At 70.5% G+C, this 19,960-nt stretch carries 21 protein-coding genes; 18 read left to right on the top strand and 3 right to left on the bottom strand.

Going from position 1 to position 19,960, the window contains the following annotated elements; genetic code table 11:
• Window positions 1–2 precede the first annotated feature (2 nt).
• The 3 genes from WG923_RS11785 to WG923_RS11775 are packed head-to-tail and all read left to right on the top strand — an operon-like array spanning window position 3 to window position 3,088.
• On the top strand, window positions 3–758 hold the full coding sequence (locus tag WG923_RS11785; RefSeq protein ID WP_340351154.1) for a uroporphyrinogen-III synthase: 756 nt from the start codon (window positions 3–5) through the stop codon (window positions 756–758).
• Window positions 755–1,831 (top strand): uroporphyrinogen-III C-methyltransferase, encoded by a 1,077-nt coding sequence (locus tag WG923_RS11780; protein ID WP_340351153.1) that lies wholly within the window; start codon window positions 755–757, stop codon window positions 1,829–1,831. Before WG923_RS11785 ends, WG923_RS11780 begins: the two co-directional genes overlap by 4 nt.
• Window positions 1,832–3,088 (top strand): heme biosynthesis protein HemY, encoded by a 1,257-nt coding sequence (locus tag WG923_RS11775; protein WP_340351152.1) that lies wholly within the window; start codon window positions 1,832–1,834, stop codon window positions 3,086–3,088.
• 246 nt (window positions 3,089–3,334) lie between these two features.
• Here WG923_RS11775 and WG923_RS11770 read toward each other — a convergent pair whose 3' ends face one another.
• Entirely contained in the window at window positions 3,335–6,673 is a 3,339-nt protein-coding gene (locus tag WG923_RS11770; protein WP_340351151.1) for an Rne/Rng family ribonuclease, read from the bottom strand.
• Between the two features lie 506 nt (window positions 6,674–7,179).
• Here WG923_RS11770 and WG923_RS11765 point away from each other — a divergent pair.
• Genes WG923_RS11765 through WG923_RS11750 form a run of 4 tightly spaced genes read left to right on the top strand, consistent with a single transcriptional unit; the run spans window position 7,180 to window position 10,236 of the window.
• Window positions 7,180–8,229 (top strand): RluA family pseudouridine synthase, encoded by a 1,050-nt coding sequence (locus tag WG923_RS11765; RefSeq protein ID WP_445322920.1) that lies wholly within the window; start codon window positions 7,180–7,182, stop codon window positions 8,227–8,229.
• Window positions 8,186–8,854, top strand: coding sequence for an HAD family hydrolase (locus WG923_RS11760; protein ID WP_340351150.1), 669 nt, complete (start codon window positions 8,186–8,188; stop codon window positions 8,852–8,854). The genes WG923_RS11765 and WG923_RS11760 overlap by 44 nt, the downstream gene beginning before the upstream one ends.
• Window positions 8,847–9,227 carry a Rieske (2Fe-2S) protein gene (locus WG923_RS11755; RefSeq protein WP_340351149.1) on the top strand — a complete coding sequence of 127 codons (381 nt, stop codon included), beginning with the start codon at window positions 8,847–8,849 and terminating at the stop codon, window positions 9,225–9,227. Before WG923_RS11760 ends, WG923_RS11755 begins: the two co-directional genes overlap by 8 nt.
• Window position 9,228: 1 nt before the next feature.
• Window positions 9,229–10,236, top strand: coding sequence for a S49 family peptidase (locus WG923_RS11750; RefSeq protein WP_340351148.1), 1,008 nt, complete (start codon window positions 9,229–9,231; stop codon window positions 10,234–10,236).
• A 142-nt stretch (window positions 10,237–10,378) separates the two neighbouring features.
• Here the strand turns inward: WG923_RS11750 and WG923_RS11745 are convergent, their stop codons facing one another.
• Entirely contained in the window at window positions 10,379–11,137 is a 759-nt protein-coding gene (locus WG923_RS11745) for an SAM-dependent methyltransferase (protein ID WP_340351147.1), read from the bottom strand.
• Complete coding sequence (locus WG923_RS11740) at window positions 11,137–11,742, bottom strand: Maf family nucleotide pyrophosphatase (protein ID WP_340351146.1); 606 nt, start codon at window positions 11,740–11,742, stop codon at window positions 11,137–11,139. The genes WG923_RS11745 and WG923_RS11740 overlap by 1 nt, the downstream gene beginning before the upstream one ends.
• A gap of 25 nt (window positions 11,743–11,767) precedes the next feature.
• On the opposite strand from WG923_RS11740, the gene WG923_RS11735 reads away from it, so the two are divergent.
• The 11 genes from WG923_RS11735 (at window position 11,768) to WG923_RS11685 (ending at window position 19,953) form a co-directional block, all read left to right on the top strand.
• On the top strand, window positions 11,768–12,310 hold the full coding sequence (locus WG923_RS11735; RefSeq protein ID WP_340351145.1) for a YceD family protein: 543 nt from the start codon (window positions 11,768–11,770) through the stop codon (window positions 12,308–12,310).
• Window positions 12,311–12,456: 146 nt separating this feature from the next.
• On the top strand, window positions 12,457–12,639 hold the full coding sequence (rpmF, locus tag WG923_RS11730; protein WP_027101192.1) for a 50S ribosomal protein L32: 183 nt from the start codon (window positions 12,457–12,459) through the stop codon (window positions 12,637–12,639).
• Between the two features lie 106 nt (window positions 12,640–12,745).
• The gene (gene plsX / locus WG923_RS11725; RefSeq protein WP_340351144.1) at window positions 12,746–13,798 is read left to right on the top strand and encodes a phosphate acyltransferase PlsX; all 1,053 of its coding nucleotides are present in this window, start codon (window positions 12,746–12,748) and stop codon (window positions 13,796–13,798) included.
• Window positions 13,799–13,800: 2 nt separating this feature from the next.
• Window positions 13,801–14,778 carry a beta-ketoacyl-ACP synthase III gene (locus WG923_RS11720; protein ID WP_340351143.1) on the top strand — a complete coding sequence of 326 codons (978 nt, stop codon included), beginning with the start codon at window positions 13,801–13,803 and terminating at the stop codon, window positions 14,776–14,778.
• 50 nt (window positions 14,779–14,828) lie between these two features.
• A complete protein-coding gene (gene fabD / locus WG923_RS11715) occupies window positions 14,829–15,779 on the top strand; it encodes an ACP S-malonyltransferase (RefSeq protein WP_340351142.1) in 951 nt (316 codons plus the stop codon).
• A gap of 94 nt (window positions 15,780–15,873) precedes the next feature.
• Entirely contained in the window at window positions 15,874–16,626 is a 753-nt protein-coding gene (fabG, locus tag WG923_RS11710; RefSeq protein WP_340351141.1) for a 3-oxoacyl-ACP reductase FabG, read from the top strand.
• A gap of 97 nt (window positions 16,627–16,723) precedes the next feature.
• Window positions 16,724–16,963: an acyl carrier protein gene (gene acpP / locus WG923_RS11705; RefSeq protein ID WP_013902185.1), complete on the top strand. Its 240-nt coding sequence runs from the start codon at window positions 16,724–16,726 to the stop codon at window positions 16,961–16,963.
• A gap of 6 nt (window positions 16,964–16,969) precedes the next feature.
• Window positions 16,970–18,211: a beta-ketoacyl-ACP synthase II gene (fabF, locus tag WG923_RS11700; protein ID WP_340351140.1), complete on the top strand. Its 1,242-nt coding sequence runs from the start codon at window positions 16,970–16,972 to the stop codon at window positions 18,209–18,211.
• A 13-nt stretch (window positions 18,212–18,224) separates the two neighbouring features.
• Window positions 18,225–18,716 carry a hypothetical protein gene (locus WG923_RS11695; RefSeq protein ID WP_340351139.1) on the top strand — a complete coding sequence of 164 codons (492 nt, stop codon included), beginning with the start codon at window positions 18,225–18,227 and terminating at the stop codon, window positions 18,714–18,716.
• Entirely contained in the window at window positions 18,713–19,351 is a 639-nt protein-coding gene (gene rpoE, locus WG923_RS11690) for an RNA polymerase sigma factor RpoE (RefSeq protein ID WP_340351138.1), read from the top strand. Before WG923_RS11695 ends, rpoE begins: the two co-directional genes overlap by 4 nt.
• Window positions 19,348–19,953, top strand: a complete 606-nt coding sequence (locus WG923_RS11685; RefSeq protein WP_340351137.1) for a sigma-E factor negative regulatory protein — start codon at window positions 19,348–19,350, stop codon at window positions 19,951–19,953. Before rpoE ends, WG923_RS11685 begins: the two co-directional genes overlap by 4 nt.
• The last annotated feature ends 7 nt before the right edge of the window (window positions 19,954–19,960 follow it).

Below are 19,960 nucleotides of genomic sequence, written 5' to 3'. Positions count from 1 at the left end.
GCATGCCGGTCGTGCTGACCCGGCCGCGGCAGGAGGCCGAGCGCTGGGCCGGGCGGCTGCGCGCGCGCGGCCACGCACCGCTGGTGCTGCCCCTGATCGCGATCGCGCCCCCCAGGGACCTGGAGCCGCTGCGCGCGGCCGCCGAGGATCTTGCGCGCTATCGCGCCGTGATGTTCGTGAGCGCGAACGCGGTGCAGGGTTTCCTGGTCGTGGCGCCGGAGTTCGAGGGCCCGCGGGCCTGGGCCCCGGGGCTGGCCACCCGCGATGCGCTGCGCGCCGCCGGCGTCCCCGCCGAGCGCATCGACACGCCGGCCGAAGACGCCGAACAGTTCGATTCCGAAAGCCTCTGGCGCCAGGTGGGCGATCAGTTGCACGCCGGCGACCGCCTGCTGCTGGTGCGCGGCGGCGACAGCGAAGGCCGCAGCCAGGGCCGCGACTGGCTGGCGCAGCAGCTCGCCGCGCGCGGTGTCGCGGTCGATACCGTCGTCGCGTACATCCGCGAGCTGCCGGCCTGGACCGAAGAGGAGCACGCGTGCGCGCGCCGCGCGGCCAGCGACGGCTCCATCTGGCTGTTCAGCAGTTCGGAGGCGGCCGGCAACCTGGCCGCGCTGCTGCCCGGCCAGTCCTGGGCCGGCGCACGCGCGATCGCGACCCACCCGCGCATCGCACGGGCCGTGCGCGCCCTCGGTTTCGGCAGCGTCAGCGAGTCCCGTCCCGCCTTCGAGGACGTGCTCGCGTCGATAGAATCACTCGGATGAGTTCGCTGCCTCCCGCGCCCCCGCCCGAGCTGCCCCCGGTGCTGCCGGCGCCGGTCCCGGTGACGCACCTCGCGCCCGCGGAGTCGCGCTCCACGGGCCTGGCCCGCGCGACGCTGTTCGCGCTGACGCTGATCGCGGCGGCCGCCCTGTTGTCCAGCGTGATGCTGTGGCAGCGCCTGTCCGCCATCCAGGAGCAGCTCGCGCGCCAGAGCGCCGACACCGGCGCCAACGCGATCGAGGCGCGGGCGCTCGCGCGCCAGGCGCAGGACATCGCGCGCGACATCGCCGCCCGCCAGGTGGTGATGGAGTCGCGCCTGTCCGAGGTGGCCCTGCAGCGCACGCAGCTCGAGGAGCTGATGCAGAGCCTCTCGCGTTCGCGCGACGAGAACCTGGTCGTCGACGTCGAATCGGCCTTGCGCCTCGCGCAGCAGCAGACGCAGCTGACCGGCAGCGCCGAGCCGCTGCTCGCCGCCTTGCGCACGGCCGACCAGCGCCTCGCGCGCGCCGCGCAGCCGCGGCTCGCGCGCCTGCGCGCCTCGATCGCGCGCGACATCGAGCGCATCCGCTCGGCGACGGTGACGGACGTGCCCGGCCTGCTGGCGCGGGTCGACGACATCGTGCGGCAGGTCGACGAGCTGCCGGTCGCCAATGCGGTGCCGGCGCGGGCCCTGACTGAATCGCCGCGCCGGGGTACATCGACCGCCGGGGGGATGTGGTGGGAACGCTGGCGCGACGCCGTGGTGGAGGACGCACGCGCGCTGGTGCGGGTGAGCCGCATCGACCAGCCCGAGGCGATGCTGCTCGCGCCCGAGCAGGCCTTCTTCCTGCGCGAGAACCTCAAGCTCAAGCTGCTCAACGTGCGCCTGTCGCTGCTCGCGCGGCAGAACGATGCGGCGCGCAACGACGTGGCCGCGGCCACGGCGGCCCTGCACAAGTACTTCGATCCGGCTTCGCGCCGCACGCAGGCCGTCGCCACGCAGCTGCAGCAGGTGCAGGCCCAGGTGCGTTCGGCGGAGCTGCCGCGCATCGACCAGACGATGGCCGCGCTCTCCACGGCCGCCGCGGGGAAGTAGATGCGCGCCGCCCTCTGGCTCCTGGTGCTGTTCGGCATCGCGGTGGCGGTGGCGCTGTTCGCCGGCAACAACCAGGGTTCGGTCACGCTGTTCTGGCCGCCGTACCGCATCGACCTGTCGCTCAACCTCGTCCTGCTGCTGCTGGTCGCTGCCTTCTTCGTCGTGTACACCGCGATCCGCGCGCTGTCGGCCCTGTTCGACCTGCCGCGCCAGGCGCTGCGCTGGCGCACGCAGCAGAAGGAGCGCGCGATGCACGCGTCGCTGCTCGATGCGATCTCCCACCTGCTGGCGGGCCGCTACATCCGCGCGCGCAAGTCGGCGGAGGCCGTGCTGGAGCAGGAGACTTCGCTCACCGCCTCCGGCCACAGGCCGGCCAACGCGGCGCAGCTGCGCGCGATCGCGCACGTGCTGGCCGCCGAATCCGCGCAGGCCCTGCAGGACCGCGCCGCGCGCGAGGAGCACCTGCAGCGCGCGCTGGAACAGGCATCCGCCCGCGACGCGCAGGAGACGCGCGACGGCGCCATCCTGCGGGCGGCGCGCTGGGCGCTGGAGGACCGCGAGCCCGAGGGCGCCATGAAGCTGCTGCAGGGCCTGCCGCAGGGCGCCGCGCGCCGCACGCTGGCGCTGCGCACGCGCCTGCGTGCTTCGCGCCAGGCCGGCCAGCCGCTGGAGGCGCTGGAGACGGCGCGCCTGCTGGCCAAGCACCATGCCTTCTCGGAAGTGGCCGCGCGCAGCATCCTGCGCGGGCTGGCGATCGACCTGCTCAATGGCGCCTACGACGTCGCGCAGCTGCAGCGCGCCTGGAGCGGCCTGGAGCCCGGTGAGCAGCTGATGCCCGAGGTCGCCATCCATGCGGCGCAGCGGCTGATGGCGCTGCGCGGGGATGCTCGGCTGGCGCGCGACTGGCTGCTGCCGGTGTGGGAAGCGCAGGGCGAACTGGGCGACAACCTGCGCGTGAAGCTGGTGGGCGCGCTGGAGGAGGGCCTGGATTCGATCGACGCCGGCTGGCTGGCGCGCATCGAGGCGGCGCAGAAGACGCATCCGCGCGACGCGACGCTGCAATACCTGGCGGGCATGGCGTGCATGAAGCGGCAGCTGTGGGGCAAGGCGCAGCAGCTCCTGACGCAGGCGGCACTGGGCCTGCAGGACGGGGCACTGCATCGCAATGCCTGGCGGGCCCTGGCGGCCCTGGCGGAGCAGCGGGAAGACGCGTCGGCGGCGGCGCTGGCGTGGAAGAAGGCGGCGGGGGACGCGTAGGGCGGGGCGATCGGAAAACCGAACAGCCGGACGCAGAGGGCGCAAAGGGTACGCAGAGGACGCAGAAAAGAGAAAGAAGGAAGGAAGGCCCTTCCTGTTTCCTTTTTCCTTTCGGCTTCTTTTGCGTCCTCTGCGTACCCTTCGCGTCCTCTGCGTCCGGCTGTCTGGTTTTCATCCCGGCATCCACCCCAGCGACAGGAAGAACAAAGGGCGCCCTGAGGCGCCCTTGTTCGTAGCCAGCCGCCCTCAGAACGGCAGCTGCAGGTTGCGCAGGTCGCGCTTCGTTTCCACCAGCACCAGCGGGCCTTCGTCCGACTCCGCCACCGGCGGCCGCTCGCGCGGCACGTGCACCGGCTTGGGTTCGGCGGCCATCGCGGCCTGGGCGGCTGCGATCTTCTCCGCGTCCGACATCACCCACTGCAGGCCCGAGCCCTGGGCGACGTTCATCAGGTCGTCCACCGGCAGCTGGAAGGGCTGCACGTGCGGCACGGGCCTGGCGTGCGGAGCCTGCGGCGCCGCGGCGACGGCGGGCTGGGCGGGCTGCTGCGCCGGCCGGCTCGCATGGTGCTCCTCGGGCATGGGGGCATGCCCGGCGAACACTTCCGCTTCGGCCGGAGAGACTTCGGCGCCGCCGGCCACCATGGCTTCGTCGACGGGACGCTCCTCGCGCTCCCCGCGCTGGCGGTCGCGGCCGTAGCGGTCGCGCGAACGGCGCTCGCGGCGCTCGCCGTTCTCGCCCTCGGGGGCGCGGCGCTCGTCGAAGTGCGTGTGCGACTCGAGCACCGGGTCCGCCTGCGGCGGCTGCTGCGGCTCGCCCGATTCGGTGACGGCTCCGACGGAACCCGCGGCACCGGCCAGGGCATCGGCGGGCGTGTTCTCGCCGGCAGCGGCTTCGCGCGGACCGCGCTCGCGCCGCTCCCCTCGGTCGCGCCGGCGGCCATCGCCGCGTTCGCCGCGCGGCGCGCGGTCCTCGCGCTGCTCACGGTCGTCGCGCTGTTCGGGGGCGACGCCTTCGGCAACGCCTTCCAGCGGCAGCTGGCCTTCCTCGGGCTGTTCGCGCCCTTCCAGCACATCACGGGCCTCGCGCGCCTGGCGCTCGGATTCGCGGCGCTGGCGCGCCTCGAAGCGTTCGCGGCTTTCGCGCGGTTCGCGGTCGTCGCGCGGTTCGCGGCCTTCACGGCCCTCACGCGGCTCGCGGGCCTCACGCGGTTCGCGGGCCTCGTTCGGCTCACGGGTTTCGCGCGCCTCGCGCGGCTCGCGAGGTTCGCGCTGTTCGCGCGCCTCGCGGTTCTCGCGCGGCTCACGCCCCTCGCGCTGCTCGCGCGCTTCCCGCGGTTCGCGGTTTTCACGCGGCTCGCGGCCTTCGCGGGGCTCACGGCCTTCGCGGGGCTCGCGCGCTTCACGGGGCTCCCGCCCTTCACGCGGCTCGCGTGCTTCGCGGGGCTCCCGGCCCTCGCGGGCCTCGCGTTGCTCGCGGGATTCGCGCGGCTCGCGGCCCTCGCGTTGTTCACGACCTTCGCGCGGCTCGCGGCCTTCGCCCCGGCCACCGCGCTCGCGGCGGCCATCGCGCTGTTCGCGGCCCTGCTGGCCCTCGCCGCGCTGCTGGCCCTCGGGGCGCTGCGCGCCGGGCTCGGCACCTTCCGCCACCGCACGGTCGCGGCGCGGCTCGCCTTCGCGGCGGCGATCGCGGCCACCGCGCTCGCCGCGCTCGCCGCGGCCGTCACCGCGGCGTCCATCGCGGCGCTCGCCGCGGCCTTCGCCACGCTTTTCTTCCTTCTTCGCCTCGGGTGCGGCAGCGGCAGCCGGGCGCGCCGGCGCCGGTTCCGCGGCCGGGGCCAGCCCCAGCACGCTCTTGAACCAGGAGAAGAAACCCTTCTCCGCGGGCGCCTGCGGCCGCACCGGTGCAGCGACGGGTGCGGGCGCCGGCGCGGCCTTGGCCACGGGCTCCGGCACGACCGGCTTGGCCACCGGCATCGGCGCCGGGGCGTCGGGCAGCACGCCCTTGATCACCGGCTCCTGCTTGTTGGTGCGCTCGTGCGAACGGCGCGTGACCTGCGTCGCCTCGTCGAAGTCGTCGGCCATGTGGTAGCTGGCCTTGAGGTTGTCCAGGCGCGGATCGTCGTGCTTGAGGCGCTCGAGCCGGTAGTTCGGCGTCTCCAGCGTCTTGTTCGGGATCATCAGCACGCTGATCTTCTGCTTCAGCTCGATCTTGGCGATCTCGGTGCGCTTCTCGTTCAGCAGGAAGGAAGCGACTTCCACCGGCACCTGCACCTGCACGGCGGCGGTGCTGTCCTTCATGGACTCTTCCTGGATGATCCGCAGGATCTGCAGCGCGGAGCTTTCCGTGTCGCGGATGTGGCCGTGGCCGCCGCAACGCGGGCAGGGGATGGACGCGCCTTCCGAGAGGGCCGGGCGCAGGCGCTGGCGGCTCATCTCCATCAGGCCGAACTTGCTGATCGAGCCGAACTGCACGCGGGCGCGGTCCTGCCGCAGCGCGTCGCGCAGGCGGTTCTCCACCTCGCGGCGGTTCTTCGACTCCTCCATGTCGATGAAGTCGATCACGATCAGGCCGCCGAGGTCGCGCAGGCGCATCTGGCGGGCCACTTCGTCGGCGGCCTCCAGGTTGGTGCGGGTGGCGGTTTCCTCGATGTCGCCGCCCTTGATGGCGCGGGCCGAGTTCACGTCGATGGAGACCAGCGCTTCGGTGTGGTCGATCACGACCACGCCGCCGGAGGGCAGCTTGACCTCGCGGGCGTAGGCCGACTCGATCTGGTGCTCGATCTGGAAGCGGCTGAACAGCGGCGCATCGTCGCGGTAGCGCTTCACGCGCGCGGCATGCTCGGGCATGACGTGCGACATGAACTGGTGCGCCTGGTCGAAGATATCGTCGGTATCGATCAGGATGTCGCCGATATCGCTGTTGAAGTAGTCGCGGATCGCGCGGATCACCAGGCTGGACTCCTGGTAGATCAGGAAGGCGCCCTTGGTGCCCTTGGCCGCGCCTTCGATCGCGCCCCACAGCTTCAGCAGGTAGTTCAGGTCCCATTGCAGCTCGGGCGCGCTGCGGCCGATGCCGGCCGTGCGGGCGATGATGGACATCCCGTTGGGATACTCCAGCTGGTCCATCGCCTCCTTGAGCTCGGCCCGGTCGTCGCCCTCGATGCGGCGCGAGACGCCGCCGCCGCGCGGGTTGTTGGGCATCAGGACCACGTAGCGGCCCGCCAGCGAGATGAAGGTGGTCAGGGCCGCGCCCTTGTTGCCCCGCTCTTCCTTCTCGACCTGGACCAGCAGCTCCTGGCCTTCCTTGATGGCCTCGTTGATGCGGGCCTGCGAGGGCGACACGCCCGCCGCGAAGTACTGCTTGGAAATTTCCTTGAACGGCAGGAAACCGTGGCGATCCTCGCCGTAGTCCACGAAACAGGCTTCGAGCGACGGCTCCACGCGCGTCACGACCGCCTTGTAGATGTTGCCCTTGCGCTGTTCGCGCCCTTCGATCTCGATTTCGTAGTCGAGGAGCTTCTGCCCGTCGACGATGGCCAGCCGGCGCTCTTCGGCCTGGGTGGCATTGATCAGCATCCGCTTCATTAGCGTCACCTTTTTCTTGTCAAACATGCGGGGCCCTTGCGAGGGACCCCAACGATGCCGGACGGACGCTTCGAAACGGAGGGAATGGGCCGGACGCGACAGGACTGCCGGAGCTCTCTAGCTCAGCAACCGACGCAAGGGCACAGGGATGGGGGCGAGCCGGGGACGGCGGTGCACCGCAAGGATTGCGGTGGGGATGGTGCCGACGAGGGGCCAGGGAACCTGCATGGCGGGCGCCGGCAGCAGCCAGCGCCAGAAAGCCAGGAGGAGCACCATGAGCACCGCGTTGTCTCGCTTTGATCCGTCCGCCAGCGCCGTGCTGGCGGACTTTGTATTCCGTTCAGTGTTTCGAAGAGCCGGACCGTACCGGTGTCGGGTGCGCGCTGGGGGGCAAGAGGCCCTTGTTCCGCGTGCGCCGGCGCCGGTGGCATCGACCTGCCAGGGCTGCGTGGGTCGGGGCGTGGACTAAACTGCCAGCCAAATCAACCACTTACAGCGTAACCCTGGTGAAACCGATTATAGGGGGCGGCTCGTCCCCTGCAAGCGCCGAGGTCCAATTTCTGACAGTCGGGGAAGAGTCGGCCGGCCAACGTCTGGATAATTTCCTCATCCGCGTCCTCAAGGGCGTGCCGAAGACGCACGTCTACCGGATCATCCGCTCCGGCGAAGTGCGGGTGAACAAGGGGCGCGCTTCCGCCGATGCGCGGGTGGCCCTGGGCGACGTGGTGCGGCTGCCGCCGGTGCGCATCTCCGAGGCCGTCGCGGCGAAAGCGGAGAAGCCGGCGCCGGCACGCGAATTTCCCGTCCTCTTCGAGGACGACCACCTGATCGCCATCGACAAGCCTGCCGGCGTGGCGGTGCATGGCGGCAGCGGCGTGAGCTTCGGCGTGATCGAGCAGTTGAGGCAGGCCCGGCCGGCGGCGAAATTCCTCGAACTGGTGCACCGGCTGGACCGCGAGACCTCCGGCATCCTGCTGGTGGCGAAGAAGCGTTCGGCGCTCACGAAGCTGCAGGACCAGTTCCGCGAGCGCGAAACCGGCAAGACCTACCTGGCCCTGGTGGCCGGCGCCTGGCCGGCGAACCGCAAGGTGATCGACCAGCCGCTGCACAAGTACCTGCAGGCCGATGGCGAGCGCCGGGTCAAGGTGGTCACGAAGGACGATCCCGATGGCATGCGTTCCATTACCCTGGTCAAGGTGGCCCAGCGGATTTCACTCCCTCCCCCTCCGGGGGAGGGCAGGGGTGGGGGCGCCCTTCCCGAAGCCACCCTCCTCGAAGTCACCATCAAGACCGGCCGCACCCACCAGATCCGCGTCCACCTCGCCTCCGCCGGCCACGCGATCCTGGGCGACGACAAGTACGGCGACTTCGACCTGAACAAGGCACTGGCGCGCCAGGGCCTGAAGCGCATGTTCCTGCATGCGTGGCGGTTACAGTTCGATCACCCCGCCACCGGCGAACGCATCGCGTTGCTCTCGCCGTTGCCGGCGGAACTGCAGAAATTCACCGACCATGCCCGCATCCCGAGCCCGCCAGTACGACCTGATCGCCTTTGACTGGGACGGCACGCTGTTCGACTCCACGAAGATCATCGTGCGCTGCATCCAGCAGGCGGTGGTGGACGTGGGCGGCGCCGTGCCGAGCGACAGCGACGCCGCCTACGTGATCGGCATGGGGCTGATGGAGGCCCTGGCGCACGCCGCGCCCGACGTGCCGCGGGAGCGCTACGCGGAGCTCGGGGCCAGCTACCGCAGGCACTACCTGCAGCACCAGGACGACATCAGCCTGTTCGACGGCGTGCTGCCCATGCTCGCCGACCTGCGCCAGCGCCAGCACCGGCTGGCCGTGGCCACCGGCAAGTCGCGCCGCGGCCTGGACGAAGCGCTGAAGTCCGCGCAGCTCGCGGGCATGTTCCACGGCTCCCGCACCGCCGACGAGACGGCCGGCAAGCCGGACCCGCTCATGCTGGTGGAGCTGATGCGCGAGTTCGGCACCGCGCCGGAACGCACGCTGATGATCGGCGACACCACGCACGACCTGCAGATGGCGCTGAACGCCGGCTGCGCGAGCCTGGGCGTGAGCTACGGCGCGCACGCCACCGACGGCTTCGAGGCGCTGGGCCCGCGCGCGGTGGTGCATTCGGTGGGCGAACTGCACGAGTGGCTGCTGCGGCATGCCTGAGGCCGTGGACGAAGCGCGCATCCCCCTGTGCAACTCCGCCGACCTGGTCGACGGCGGGCTCGCCGTGCCCTTCGACGTGGTGTACGGCGGGCAGACCTGCCGCGCCTTCGCCATCCGCTGGAAGGGCCAGGTGCACGCGTACCTCAATCGCTGCTCGCACGTGGCGATGGAGCTGGACTGGCAGCCGGACCGCTTCTTCGACGACACCGGCCGCTGGCTGCTGTGCGGCACGCATGGCGCCGTCTACCAGCCCGACACCGGCGCGTGCGCCGGCGGGCCGTGCCGGGGGCCCCTCGTTCCCATCGCGCTGAGCGAAGTCGAGGGCGTGGTGCACTGGCATACTGCCTTCAACCTGCAACCGGTCACCTTCTGACATGAACAACGAATCCGACCTGCCGCCGTCGAATGCGCCCTGGGCCGGCGCGCCCGCCTCCCCGGTCGCCGGCCCGGAGGGCGCCCCGGGCTGGGAGCGCAACACGCTGGAGAAGCTGCTGTTCGCCACCATCGAGGAGCAGCGCGCGCAGCGGCGCTGGCGCACCTTCGTGCGGCTGGCGTGGCTCGCCTTCTTCATCTTCATCATCTGGGCGCTCACGTCCCGGGGCACGCCCGGCGCCGACAAGGCGACGCCGCACACGGCGGTGATCGAGATCGACGGGGAGATCGGGCCCAAGAGCGAGGCGAGCGCGGAGTTCATCGTCGCCGCCGCCAAGGCCGCCTTCGAGGACGCCGGCGCGCAGGGCGTGGTGCTCCTGATCAACTCGCCCGGCGGCAGCCCGGTGCAGGCCGGCATCATCAACGACGAACTGCGGCGGCTCAAGGCCCGGTACAAGAAGCCGCTGTACGCCGTGGTCGAGGAGTCGTGCGCTTCGGCGGCCTATTACATCGCCGTGTCGGCGGACCGCATCTTCGTCGACAAGGCGAGCATGGTGGGCAGCATCGGCGTGCTGATGGAGGGCTTCGGCTTCGTGGGCACGATGGAGAAGCTGGGCGTCGAGCGGCGGCTGCTGACCGCCGGCGAGAACAAGGGCTTCCTGGATCCCTTCAGCCCGCAGACCGAGCGGCACCGCGAGCACGCCCAGCAGATGCTCAACGTGGTGCACCGCCAGTTCATCGACGTCGTGCGCACGGGGCGCGGCAAGCGCCTGAAGGAAACGCCGGAGCTGTTCAGCGGCCTGTTCTGGACCGGCCAGCAGGCCATCGACCTGGGCCTGGCGGACCAGCTGGGCAACCTCGATTTCGTCGCCCGCGAGGTGATCAAGGCAGAGGACCTCGTCGACTACACGCGCCACGAGAACGTGGCGGAGAAACTCGCCAAGCGCTTCGGCGCGGCGATCGGCGAAGGCGCGGTGAAGGCAATGCGGGTGATGCCGGCGCTGCGCTGACCTTCTGCCTCCCTCCCCCTCCGGGGGAGGGCTGGGGTGGGGGCGCTGCGGCGTCCATCGAACGCCCTGGATTCCCGCCTGGCCTGCATTCGCAGGACTACGCCGCCGTGGCGGCCCGGTCGCGGGAATGACGGCGGTGGGCTCACGCCCCGATCGCGAACACCGCCGGCGTGTCGTTCTTCACCGGTGCGCCGCGATGCTTCCACGTCGCCACGCTGGCGCAGCGGCAGTTCGCCCCCGGCAAGGTCAACCCCATCCCCACAGCCACCCGCGTCTGCGGCTTCAGGCCCTGCAGCAGCGCCTGCCACACCGCCTCGTTGCGGTACGGCGTCTCGATGAACATCTGCGTCTGGCCCGTGCGCAGGACCAGCGCTTCGAGCTCGCGCAGGCGCTGCGCGCGCGCGGCGGCCTCCTGCGGCAGGTAGCCCACGAAGGCGAAGTTCTGGCCGTTGAGGCCGCTGGCCGCCAGCGTCAGCAGCAGCGACACCGGCCCGACGAGCGGCACCACCTCGAGCCCGAGTTCATGCGCGGCGCGCACCACCGAAGATCCGGGGTCCGCCACGGCCGGCATCCCCGCTTCGCTGAGCAGGCCCATGTCTTCGCCCTCCACGGCCGCCTGCAGCAGCGGGCGCGCATCGAAGGACGAGGGCTGGTGGTCGCCCTTCTTGTGCACCTCGCGCGGCAGCTCCGTGATGCGTTGCTGCTGCAGCGGCAGCGCCAGGGGCTGCACTTCGCCGACCCGCTTGAGGGTGGCGCGCGCACTCTTGGCGTTCTCGCAGATCCAGTGCACCAGCCGCGCCGCGACGGCCAGCGTGGCGGCCGGCAGCACGTCGGCGATCGGCACTGTCTCGTCGCAGCCGAAGTCCAGCGGCGCCGGCACGAGGTAGAGGCGGCCGGGCATCAGAACACGCGCAGGCCCGCGGCGCGCAGCATGCGGCAGGTGCGGATCAGCGGCAGGCCCACCAGCGCGGTCGGGTCGTCGCTTTCGATCGCATCGAGCAGCGCGATGCCCGCGCCTTCGCTGCGCGCGCTGCCCGCGCAGTCGTAAGGTTGCTCGGCGCGCAGGTAGGCGTCGATCTCGGCGTCCTCCAGCGCGCGGAAGCGTACCTTCACCGGCGCGAGCTCGTGCTGGGCAAAGCCGCTTTCCTCGCACAGCACGGTGAGCGCGGTGTGGAAGATGACCGTGCGCCCGCTCATCCGCCTCAATTGCGCCGTGGCGTTGGCGTGGTTGCCGGGCTTGCCGAGCGGCTCGCCGTCCAGCTCGGCGACCTGGTCGGACCCGATCACGATGGCGGCCGGATGCCGCCGTGCCACGGCAGCGGCCTTCGCCGCCGCGAGCCGCCGGGCCAGGCGCTCCGGCGTTTCTCCGACCAGCGGTGACTCGTCGACGTGCGGCGGTTCCACGCTGAACGGCAGCCGCAGCCGTGCCAGGAGTTCGCGGCGATAGACCGACGTCGATCCGAGAACGAGCGCACGGCTGGACGGGGTGGCGGCAGACAGGGACATGGCGCCGATTCTCTTACACTGATTCATGGCCAAGGACTTCGACCCGCATCGCCTGGACGTACGCCGCTTCGCCGAGGAGGCAGGCGAGATCGACGCCAGCGAGCACCTGCGCAGCTTCCACCGGCTGGTCGCGGAGACGCAGGATGCCGACCTGGCCCGCAACGTGCGCTGGCGCGCCCGCGGCGAACTGCTGAACCCGCACCACCTCGCGCCGCAGGTCTGGGTCCACCTCGAGGCCGAAACGAGCATGCCCCTGGTCTGCCAGCGTTGCCTCACCCCGGTGGACGTGCAGCTGCGGGTGGATCGCTCCTTCCGTTTCGTCTCCGACGAGGCCACGGCGGCGGCCCAGGACGACGAGGCGGAAGAGGACCTGCTGGCGCTGAGCCGCAGTTTCGACCTGGTGGAACTGGTGGAGGACGAGCTGCTGATGGAGTTGCCGGTCGCCCCGCGCCACGACGTCTGCCCGGAACCCGTGAAGATGTCCGCGGCCGACGCGGATTTCGAGGCGGCCGCCGCGGAAAAGGAGAACCCGTTCGCCCTCCTCGGCCGCCTCAAGCCCGGCAAGTAGCGGAGGCGCCATCTTGGGCTATAATTGCGGGCTTCGCGCCAGAAGGCAACGGCTTTTGCCGGTACGCCGCGCGCGCTTCGTCCAACCGTACAACCCGCTGCCGCCCGCCTGCGCAGGCTGCGGCACAGAAATTCCAGGAGCCCGCCATGGCCGTCCAGCAAAACAAGAAGTCGCCCTCCAAGCGCGGCATGCACCGTTCGCACAACGCGCTCACCGTGCCGGGCATCGCCGTGGAGCCCACCACGGGCGAAACCCACCTGCGCCACCACATCAGCCCCACGGGTTTCTACCGCGGCCGCAAGGTGCTCAAGACCAAGAACGACGCCTGATTGCTGCATCCGGCAACGGGCCCGGTTTGCTGCGGCAGGCCGGGCTTTTTTCTTGTGCGTACCCGTTCCCTTCGATGGGCCCCGTGAAGGCCCTAAAGTTGAGGCCATGACGACCACCCTGGCAGTCGATTGCATGGGGGGCGACCACGGCCCCCGCGTCACGCTGGTCGCGTGCCGCCATTTCCTCGAGGCCCACCCCGACGCCCAGCTGCTGCTGGTGGGCGCGCCGGCCGCGCTCGCGGCCCTGCAGCACCCGCGCGCGCGCATCGTGGCGGCCACCGAAGTCGTGACCATGGACGACGCCGTCGAAGTGGCCCTGCGCAAGAAGAAGGATTCGTCGATGCGCGTGGCCATCCAGCAGGTCAAGGAAGGCCAGGCGCAGGCGGCGGTCTCCGCCGGCAACACGGGCGCGCTGATGGCGCTCGCGCGCTACCTGCTCAAGACGGTCGAAGGCATCGACCGCCCGGCCATCGCCTCCGGCCTGCCCAATGCGAAGGGTGGCGCGACCACGGTGCTGGATCTCGGCGCCAACGTCGACTGCACCGAGCAGCACCTGCTGCAGTTCGCGGTGCTGGGCTCCGCGCTGGTGTCGGCGCTCACCGAGAACGAGAACCCGTCGGTGGGCCTGCTGAACATCGGCGAGGAAGTGATCAAGGGCAGCGAGATGATCAAGAAGGCCGGCGAACTGCTGCGGGCGGCGGGCAGCGCGGGCGACCTCAATTTCTTCGGCAACGTCGAGGGCAACGACATCTTCAAGGGCACCACCGACATCGTCGTGTGCGACGGCTTCGTCGGCAACGTGATGCTCAAGACCAGCGAGGGCCTGGCCTCCATGATCGGCGGCTTCCTCAAGCAGGAATTCGCCCGCACGCCCCTCACCAAGCTGGCCGCGGTGGCCGCCTATCCCGTGCTGGCCGCCTTCAAGAAGCGCGTGGACCACCGCCGCTACAACGGCGCGGCGCTGATGGGTTTGCGCGGGCTGGTGTTCAAGAGCCATGGCTCGGCCGATGAGCTCGCTTTCGAGCAGGCCCTGATCCGAGCTTATGATGCGGCCCGGCACAACTTGCTGGACCGGGTGCAGGCCCGCATCGCCCACGCCCGCCCGCTGCTGGTCGGCGCCGACGAACAGGCGCTGCCGCAACCGGTCACCACCTACTAGAAATGACCCGATACTCCCGGATCTCGGGGACCGGCAGCTACCTGCCCCCGAAGCGCGTGACGAACGCGGACCTGGCGCAGCAGCTGGCCGCCCGAGGCATCGAGACCTCCGACGACTGGATCGTGGAGCGCACGGGCATCCGCGCGCGCCACTTCGCCGAGCCCGACGTGCCCAGCAGCGAGCTGGGCGTGCACGCGGCGCGCCAGGCGCTGGAAGCGGCCGGCCGCAAGGCCTCGGACATCGACCTGATCATCGTCGCCACGTCCACGCCGGACATGGTGTTCCCGTCCACCGCGACGATCCTGCAGAACAAGCTCGGGATCGCCGGCTGCCCCGCCTTCGACGTGCAGGCGGTGTGCAGCGGCTTCGTCTATGGCCTGACGGTGGCCGATTCCCTGATCCGCACCGGCACCGCCAGGTGCGCGCTGGTGATCGGCGCCGAAGTGTTCTCGCGCATCCTCGACTTCGAGGACCGCACGACCTGCGTGCTGTTCGGCGACGGCGCCGGCGCGGTGGTGCTGGAAGCCTCCGACACGCCCGGCATCCTCGCCACCGACCTGCATGCGGACGGCAAGCACGTGGAGATCCTGTGCGTGCCCGGCGGCGTGTCCGGCGGCAAGGTGCACGGCAACCCGCTGCTGCGCATGGACGGCCAGGCCGTCTTCAAGCTGGCCGTGGGCGTGCTGGAAGCATCCGCGCGCGCCGCGCTCGCCAAGGCGGGCAAGACGGAAGCGGACATCGACTGGCTGATCCCCCACCAGGCCAACATCCGCATCATGATGGGCACCGCGCGCAAGCTGAAGATGGCGCAGGACAAGGTGATCGTGACCGTCGACGAGCACGGCAACACCTCGGCCGCCTCGATCCCGCTGGCGCTCGATACGGCGGTGCGCACCGGCAAGGTGAAGAAGGGCGACACGCTGATGCTCGAAGGCGTCGGCGGCGGTTTCACCTGGGGCGCGGTCCTGCTGGACTTCTGAAAAGGGCGGGCGCCGGCTCCCGTCTTTTCCGAAACGACAAAGAATCAAACATGAAACCGTTCGCTTTCGTCTTTCCCGGCCAGGGCTCGCAGGCCGTCGGCATGCTCGATGCGTGGGACGACCATCCCGCGGTGGTGCAGACGCTCGAGGAAGCCTCCGAGGCGCTCGGGGAGGACGTCGCGCGCCTGATCCACGAAGGCCCGAAAGAGGCGCTGGGGCTGACGACGAACACGCAGCCCGCGATGCTGGTGGCCGGCGTCGCCGCCTACCGCGCCTGGCTGTCCGAGGGCGGCGCGGAACCGGCGGTGGTCGCGGGCCATTCGCTGGGCGAATACGCGGCGCTGGTCGCGGCCGGCACGCTCTCGCTGGCGGACGCGGCGCCCCTCGTGCGCTTCCGCGCGCAGGCGATGCAGGAGGCCGTGCCCGTGGGCACCGGCAGCATGGCCGCCATCCTGGGCCTGGACGCGCAGAAGGTGATCGAAGGCTGCGCCGAAGCGGTCCGCAGCTTCGGCACCGGCACGGCCGAAGTGGTGGAAGCGGCGAACTTCAACGATCCCGCGCAGACCGTGATCGCCGGCAGCAAGGCCGCGGTGGACAAGGCCTGCGAGGTGCTGAAGGCCATGGGCGCCAAGCGCGCGCTGCCGCTGCCCGTGTCCGCGCCTTTCCATTCCAGCCTGATGAAGCCGGCGGCCGACAAGCTGCGCGAGCGCATGGCGCAGGTGGATTTCCGGCCGCCGCGCATCCCGGTGATCAACAACATCGAGGTGAAGGCCGAGACCGATCCCGACCGCATCCGCGCGGCGCTGTACGAGCAGGCCTTCGGCCCGGTGCGCTGGGTGGAATGCGTGCGCGCGATCCAGTCGCGCGGCGTCGCCGCCATCCTCGAATGCGGCCCGGGCAAGGTGCTCGCCGGGCTGGTCAAGCGCATCGATGCGACGATCCCCGCCGGCGCGGTGTACGACCCCGCCTCCCTCAACGAAGCCAAGGCGCTGCTCCAATGAGCGCCGCACGGCCGCCCGAAGGCGCGGGCCCCCTCCGCTTGCGGAGGGGGGAGGAGAAGGACGCGAAGCGGACCAGCCTGGGGGAGGATTCCAAATGAGCCACGACAAGACGATGCAGGGCCAGGTGGCCCTGGTCACGGGCGCCTCGCGCGGCATCGGCCAGGCCATCGCGCAGGAACTCGCGGCGCGCGGCATGAAGGTGATCGGCACCGCCACCACCGACGACGGCGCGGCGAAGATCACGGCAGCGCTGGCGCAGCACGCCGGCTGCAAGGGCGCGAAGCTGGACGTCAACGACGCCGCCGCGGCCGAAGCGCTGATCGATGCGATCGCCAAGGAGCACGGCGGGCTGCACGTGCTGGTGAACAACGCGGGCATCACGCGCGACACGCTCGCCATGCGCATGAAGGACGACGACTGGGACGCGGTGCTGGACACCAACCTGAAGGCCGTCTTCCGCATGAGCCGCGCCGTGATGCGTACGATGATGAAGCAGCGCTACGGCCGCATCGTCAGCATCACCAGCGTGGTCGGCGCCTCGGGCAACCCGGGCCAGGCGAACTACGCCGCCGCGAAGGCCGGCGTGGCGGGCATGACCCGCGCGCTGGCACGCGAACTCGGCAGCCGCGGCATCACCGTCAATTGCGTGGCCCCCGGCTTCATCGAGACCGACATGACCGCGGCGCTGCCCGAGGAACAACAGAAGGCACTGCTGGGCCAGATCCCGCTGGGCCACCTGGGCAAGCCGGCCGACATCGCGCACGCGGTGGCGTGGCTCGCCTCGCCCCAGGCCGGTTACGTGACCGGCCAGGAGATCCACGTCAGCGGCGGCATGTTCATGGCCTGACGCGGCCTGCAGGGCCACGGCGGCATTGAGCCACCCCAGCCGGAAACTCCGCCCGGCTTAAAATCGCGGATTCAAACCAAACCCTTAGAGGGAACCCATGAGCGATATCGAAGCACGTGTCAAGAAAATCATCGCCGAGCAACTCGGCGTCGAAGAGTCCCAGGTCACCAATGAAAAGGCCTTCGTCGCCGACCTCGGCGCGGACTCTCTGGACACGGTGGAACTCGTGATGGCCCTCGAGGACGAGTTCGGCATCGAGATCCCGGACGAAGACGCCGAGAAGATCACGACGGTGCAGAACGCCATCGATTACGCCAACGCCCACCAGAAGGCCTGATAGAAGATGCGTCGCCGCGTCGTCGTGACGGGACTGGGCTGCGTGTGCCCGGTGGGGAATACGGTCGCCGAATCGTGGGCCAACCTGCTCGCGGGCAAGAGCGGCATCGACCTGGTCACGTCCTTCGATGCCAGCGCCCTGTCGGTGAGGTTTGCCGGGGAAGTGAAGAACTTCAACGTGGCGGACTACATGCCCGAGAAGGAAGCGCGCCACATGGACCGCTTCATCCACCTCGGCATGGCCGCTGCCGCGCAGGCGGTGCAGGACGCCGGCCTGCCAACCGGTGACCAGCTCGACCCCGAGCTCGCCACCCGCATCGGCGTGAACATCGGCTCGGGCATCGGCGGGCTGCCGATGATCGAGGCCACCCACGCCGAATACATGAACCGCGGCCCGCGCCGCATCTCGCCGTTCTTCGTGCCGGCCTCGATCATCAACATGATCTCGGGCCACGTGTCGATCAAGTACGGCTTCCAGGGCGCCAACATCGCCGTGGTGACGGCCTGCACGACGGGCCTGCACGCCATCGGCCTGTCCGCGCGCCTGATCGAGGCGGGCGACGCCGACGTGATGGTGGCCGGCGGTGCCGAGTCGACCGTCTCGCCGCTGGGCATCGGCGGCTTCGCCGCCGCCCGCGCGCTGTCGACCCGCAACGACGACCCGAAGACCGCGTCCCGCCCCTGGGACAAGGACCGCGACGGCTTCGTGCTGGGCGAGGGCGGCGGCGTGCTGGTGCTGGAAGAGTACGAGCACGCGAAGAAGCGCGGCGCCAGGATCTACGCGGAAGTGGCCGGCTTCGGCATGAGCGCCGACGCGTACCACATGACGGCGCCCAACGTGGACGGCCCGCGCCGCGCCATGGCGGCGGCGCTGAAGAACGCGGGCATGAACCCGGACCAGGTCCACTACCTGAACGCCCACGGCACCTCCACGCCGCTGGGCGACGTGAACGAGACCAACGCGATCAGGAACACGCTGGGCGACCACGCGAAGAAGGTCGTGGTCAACTCGACGAAGTCCATGACGGGGCACCTCCTGGGCGGCGCCGGCGGGATCGAGTCGGTCTTCACGGTGATGGCGATCCACGACCAGAAGAGCCCGCCCACGATCAACATCTTCAACCAGGATCCGGAATGCGACCTGGACTACTGCGCCAACACGGCGCGTGACATGAAGATCGACGTGGCGCTGAAGAACAACTTCGGCTTCGGCGGAACCAACGGATCGCTCGTCTTCAAGCGCATCTAGCGCCCGGCCCGACATGCATGCGGCCCCATCGGTGACCTACCCGGTGGGGCGCAGCCCGTTCGCGGCCCGGCTTTACGCCCTGGCCGGGATCGCCGGGCTGGGCGTGGCCGTGGCCTGGAGCGTGCAATCCGATGCCTTCGGCTGGCGCCAGGCCCTGGCGCTGGGGGCGGTGGCCGCCTGCGGATCGCTGGCGCTGGGGGCCTGGCGGCGCTCGCCCACCGGCGTGCTGCGCTGGGACGGCCTCGGCTGGACGTGGGAGGAGGGCGCGACCGTGGCTTGCGGCCACCCCGGAATCGCCTTCGACCTGCAGAATCGGATCTTGCTGCGCTGGCAGCCGGAAACCGGGCGCGTGCGCTGGCTGTGGCTGGAAAGCGCGCGCGCTCCCGCCCACTGGGAGGCGCTGCGGCGTGCGGTATATTCGCGCGCCAGCGCCCCCGTCCCGACCTTCCCCCCCAGGGGGAAGGAGCCACCGCCAGCGAGCGAGCCGCCGACGGCCGAACAATGACCAAGACGCCTCCCGCCGCCCCCGCACCCTCATCCGGCGACACCGACCTGATGCTGGTGGAGCGCACGGTGGCCGGCGACCAGAAGGCCTACGAGCTGCTGGTGATCAAGTACCAGCGCCGCATCGAACGCTTGATCGGGCGCATGGTGCGCGATACCGACCTGGTCGAGGATATCGCGCAGGAAACCTTCATTCGCGCCTACCGCGCCCTCTCCCAGTTCCGCGGCGAGGCGCAGTTCTATACCTGGCTGTACCGGATTGCGGTCAACACCGCGAAAAAAGCCCTGGTCGACCTCAAGCGCGATCCGGTGGTTTCCGAGAGCTCGCTCAAAGGCGGCGATGATGAGGAAGAAACTTCCGGCGTCGAGAACGAACTAACCAGCGCTGAAACGCCGGAAACGGTCCTCGCGGCCAAGGAAATCGCCGCCACGGTCAACTCGGCCATGGAGGCCTTGCCCGACGAACTGCGCCAGGCGGTGACGCTGCGCGAGATCGAGGGCCTGAGCTATGAGGAGATCGCGGAAGTGATGAATTGCCCGATCGGAACGGTCCGCTCGCGCATCTTCAGGGCCCGGGAGGCGATTTCGGCGAAGGTCAAGCCCATGCTGGAGAACCAGTCGGGCAAGCGTTGGTGACAGGCTCGGTAACGGAAGTGATGGACAACGAGATGGACAACCAGGAACTGATTTCGGCACTGGCGGACGGGCAGCTGCAGGGCGAGGCGTTCGCCCGGGGCGTGCAGGCGGCCGCGGCCGATGCGCGTGCGCGGCAAACCTGGTGCGCCTACCACGTCGTGGGCGAGGTCCTGCGCACCGGCCGCAGCGCCGGCGGCACCGCGCCGGAGGTCTTCCTCGCGCGCCTGCGCGAGCGGCTGCAGGAAGAAGCCCCGGTCGCCGCGCCCGCGCTGCCCGCAGCGCCATTGGCGCGCCAGGAACTCCGCCCCGCCGCCAACGACTGGATCTGGAAGCTGGCGGCCGGCGTGGCCTCCGTCGCCGCCGTGGCGGCGGTCGGCTGGAACATGTGGGGCGGCAGCGCCTCGCAAGGGGTGCAGCCGCAGCTGGCGGCGGCGCCGGCGGCTGCCTCGCCGGCCATCGTGGAGGCCAGCACCACCACGATGATGCGCGACCCGCGCCTCGACCAGCTGCTGCAGGCGCACCGCCAGCTCGCGGGCGCCTCGGTGCTGCAGACGCCCTCGGGCTTCCTGCGCAACGCCACGTTCGAGGCCCAGGGCCGCTGACCGCCGC

Source organism: Ramlibacter sp. AN1133 (assembly GCF_037890035.1).
Taxonomy (GTDB): Bacteria; Pseudomonadota; Gammaproteobacteria; order Burkholderiales; family Burkholderiaceae_C; genus Ramlibacter.
This window is presented reverse-complemented; position numbering and strand designations above follow the sequence as displayed.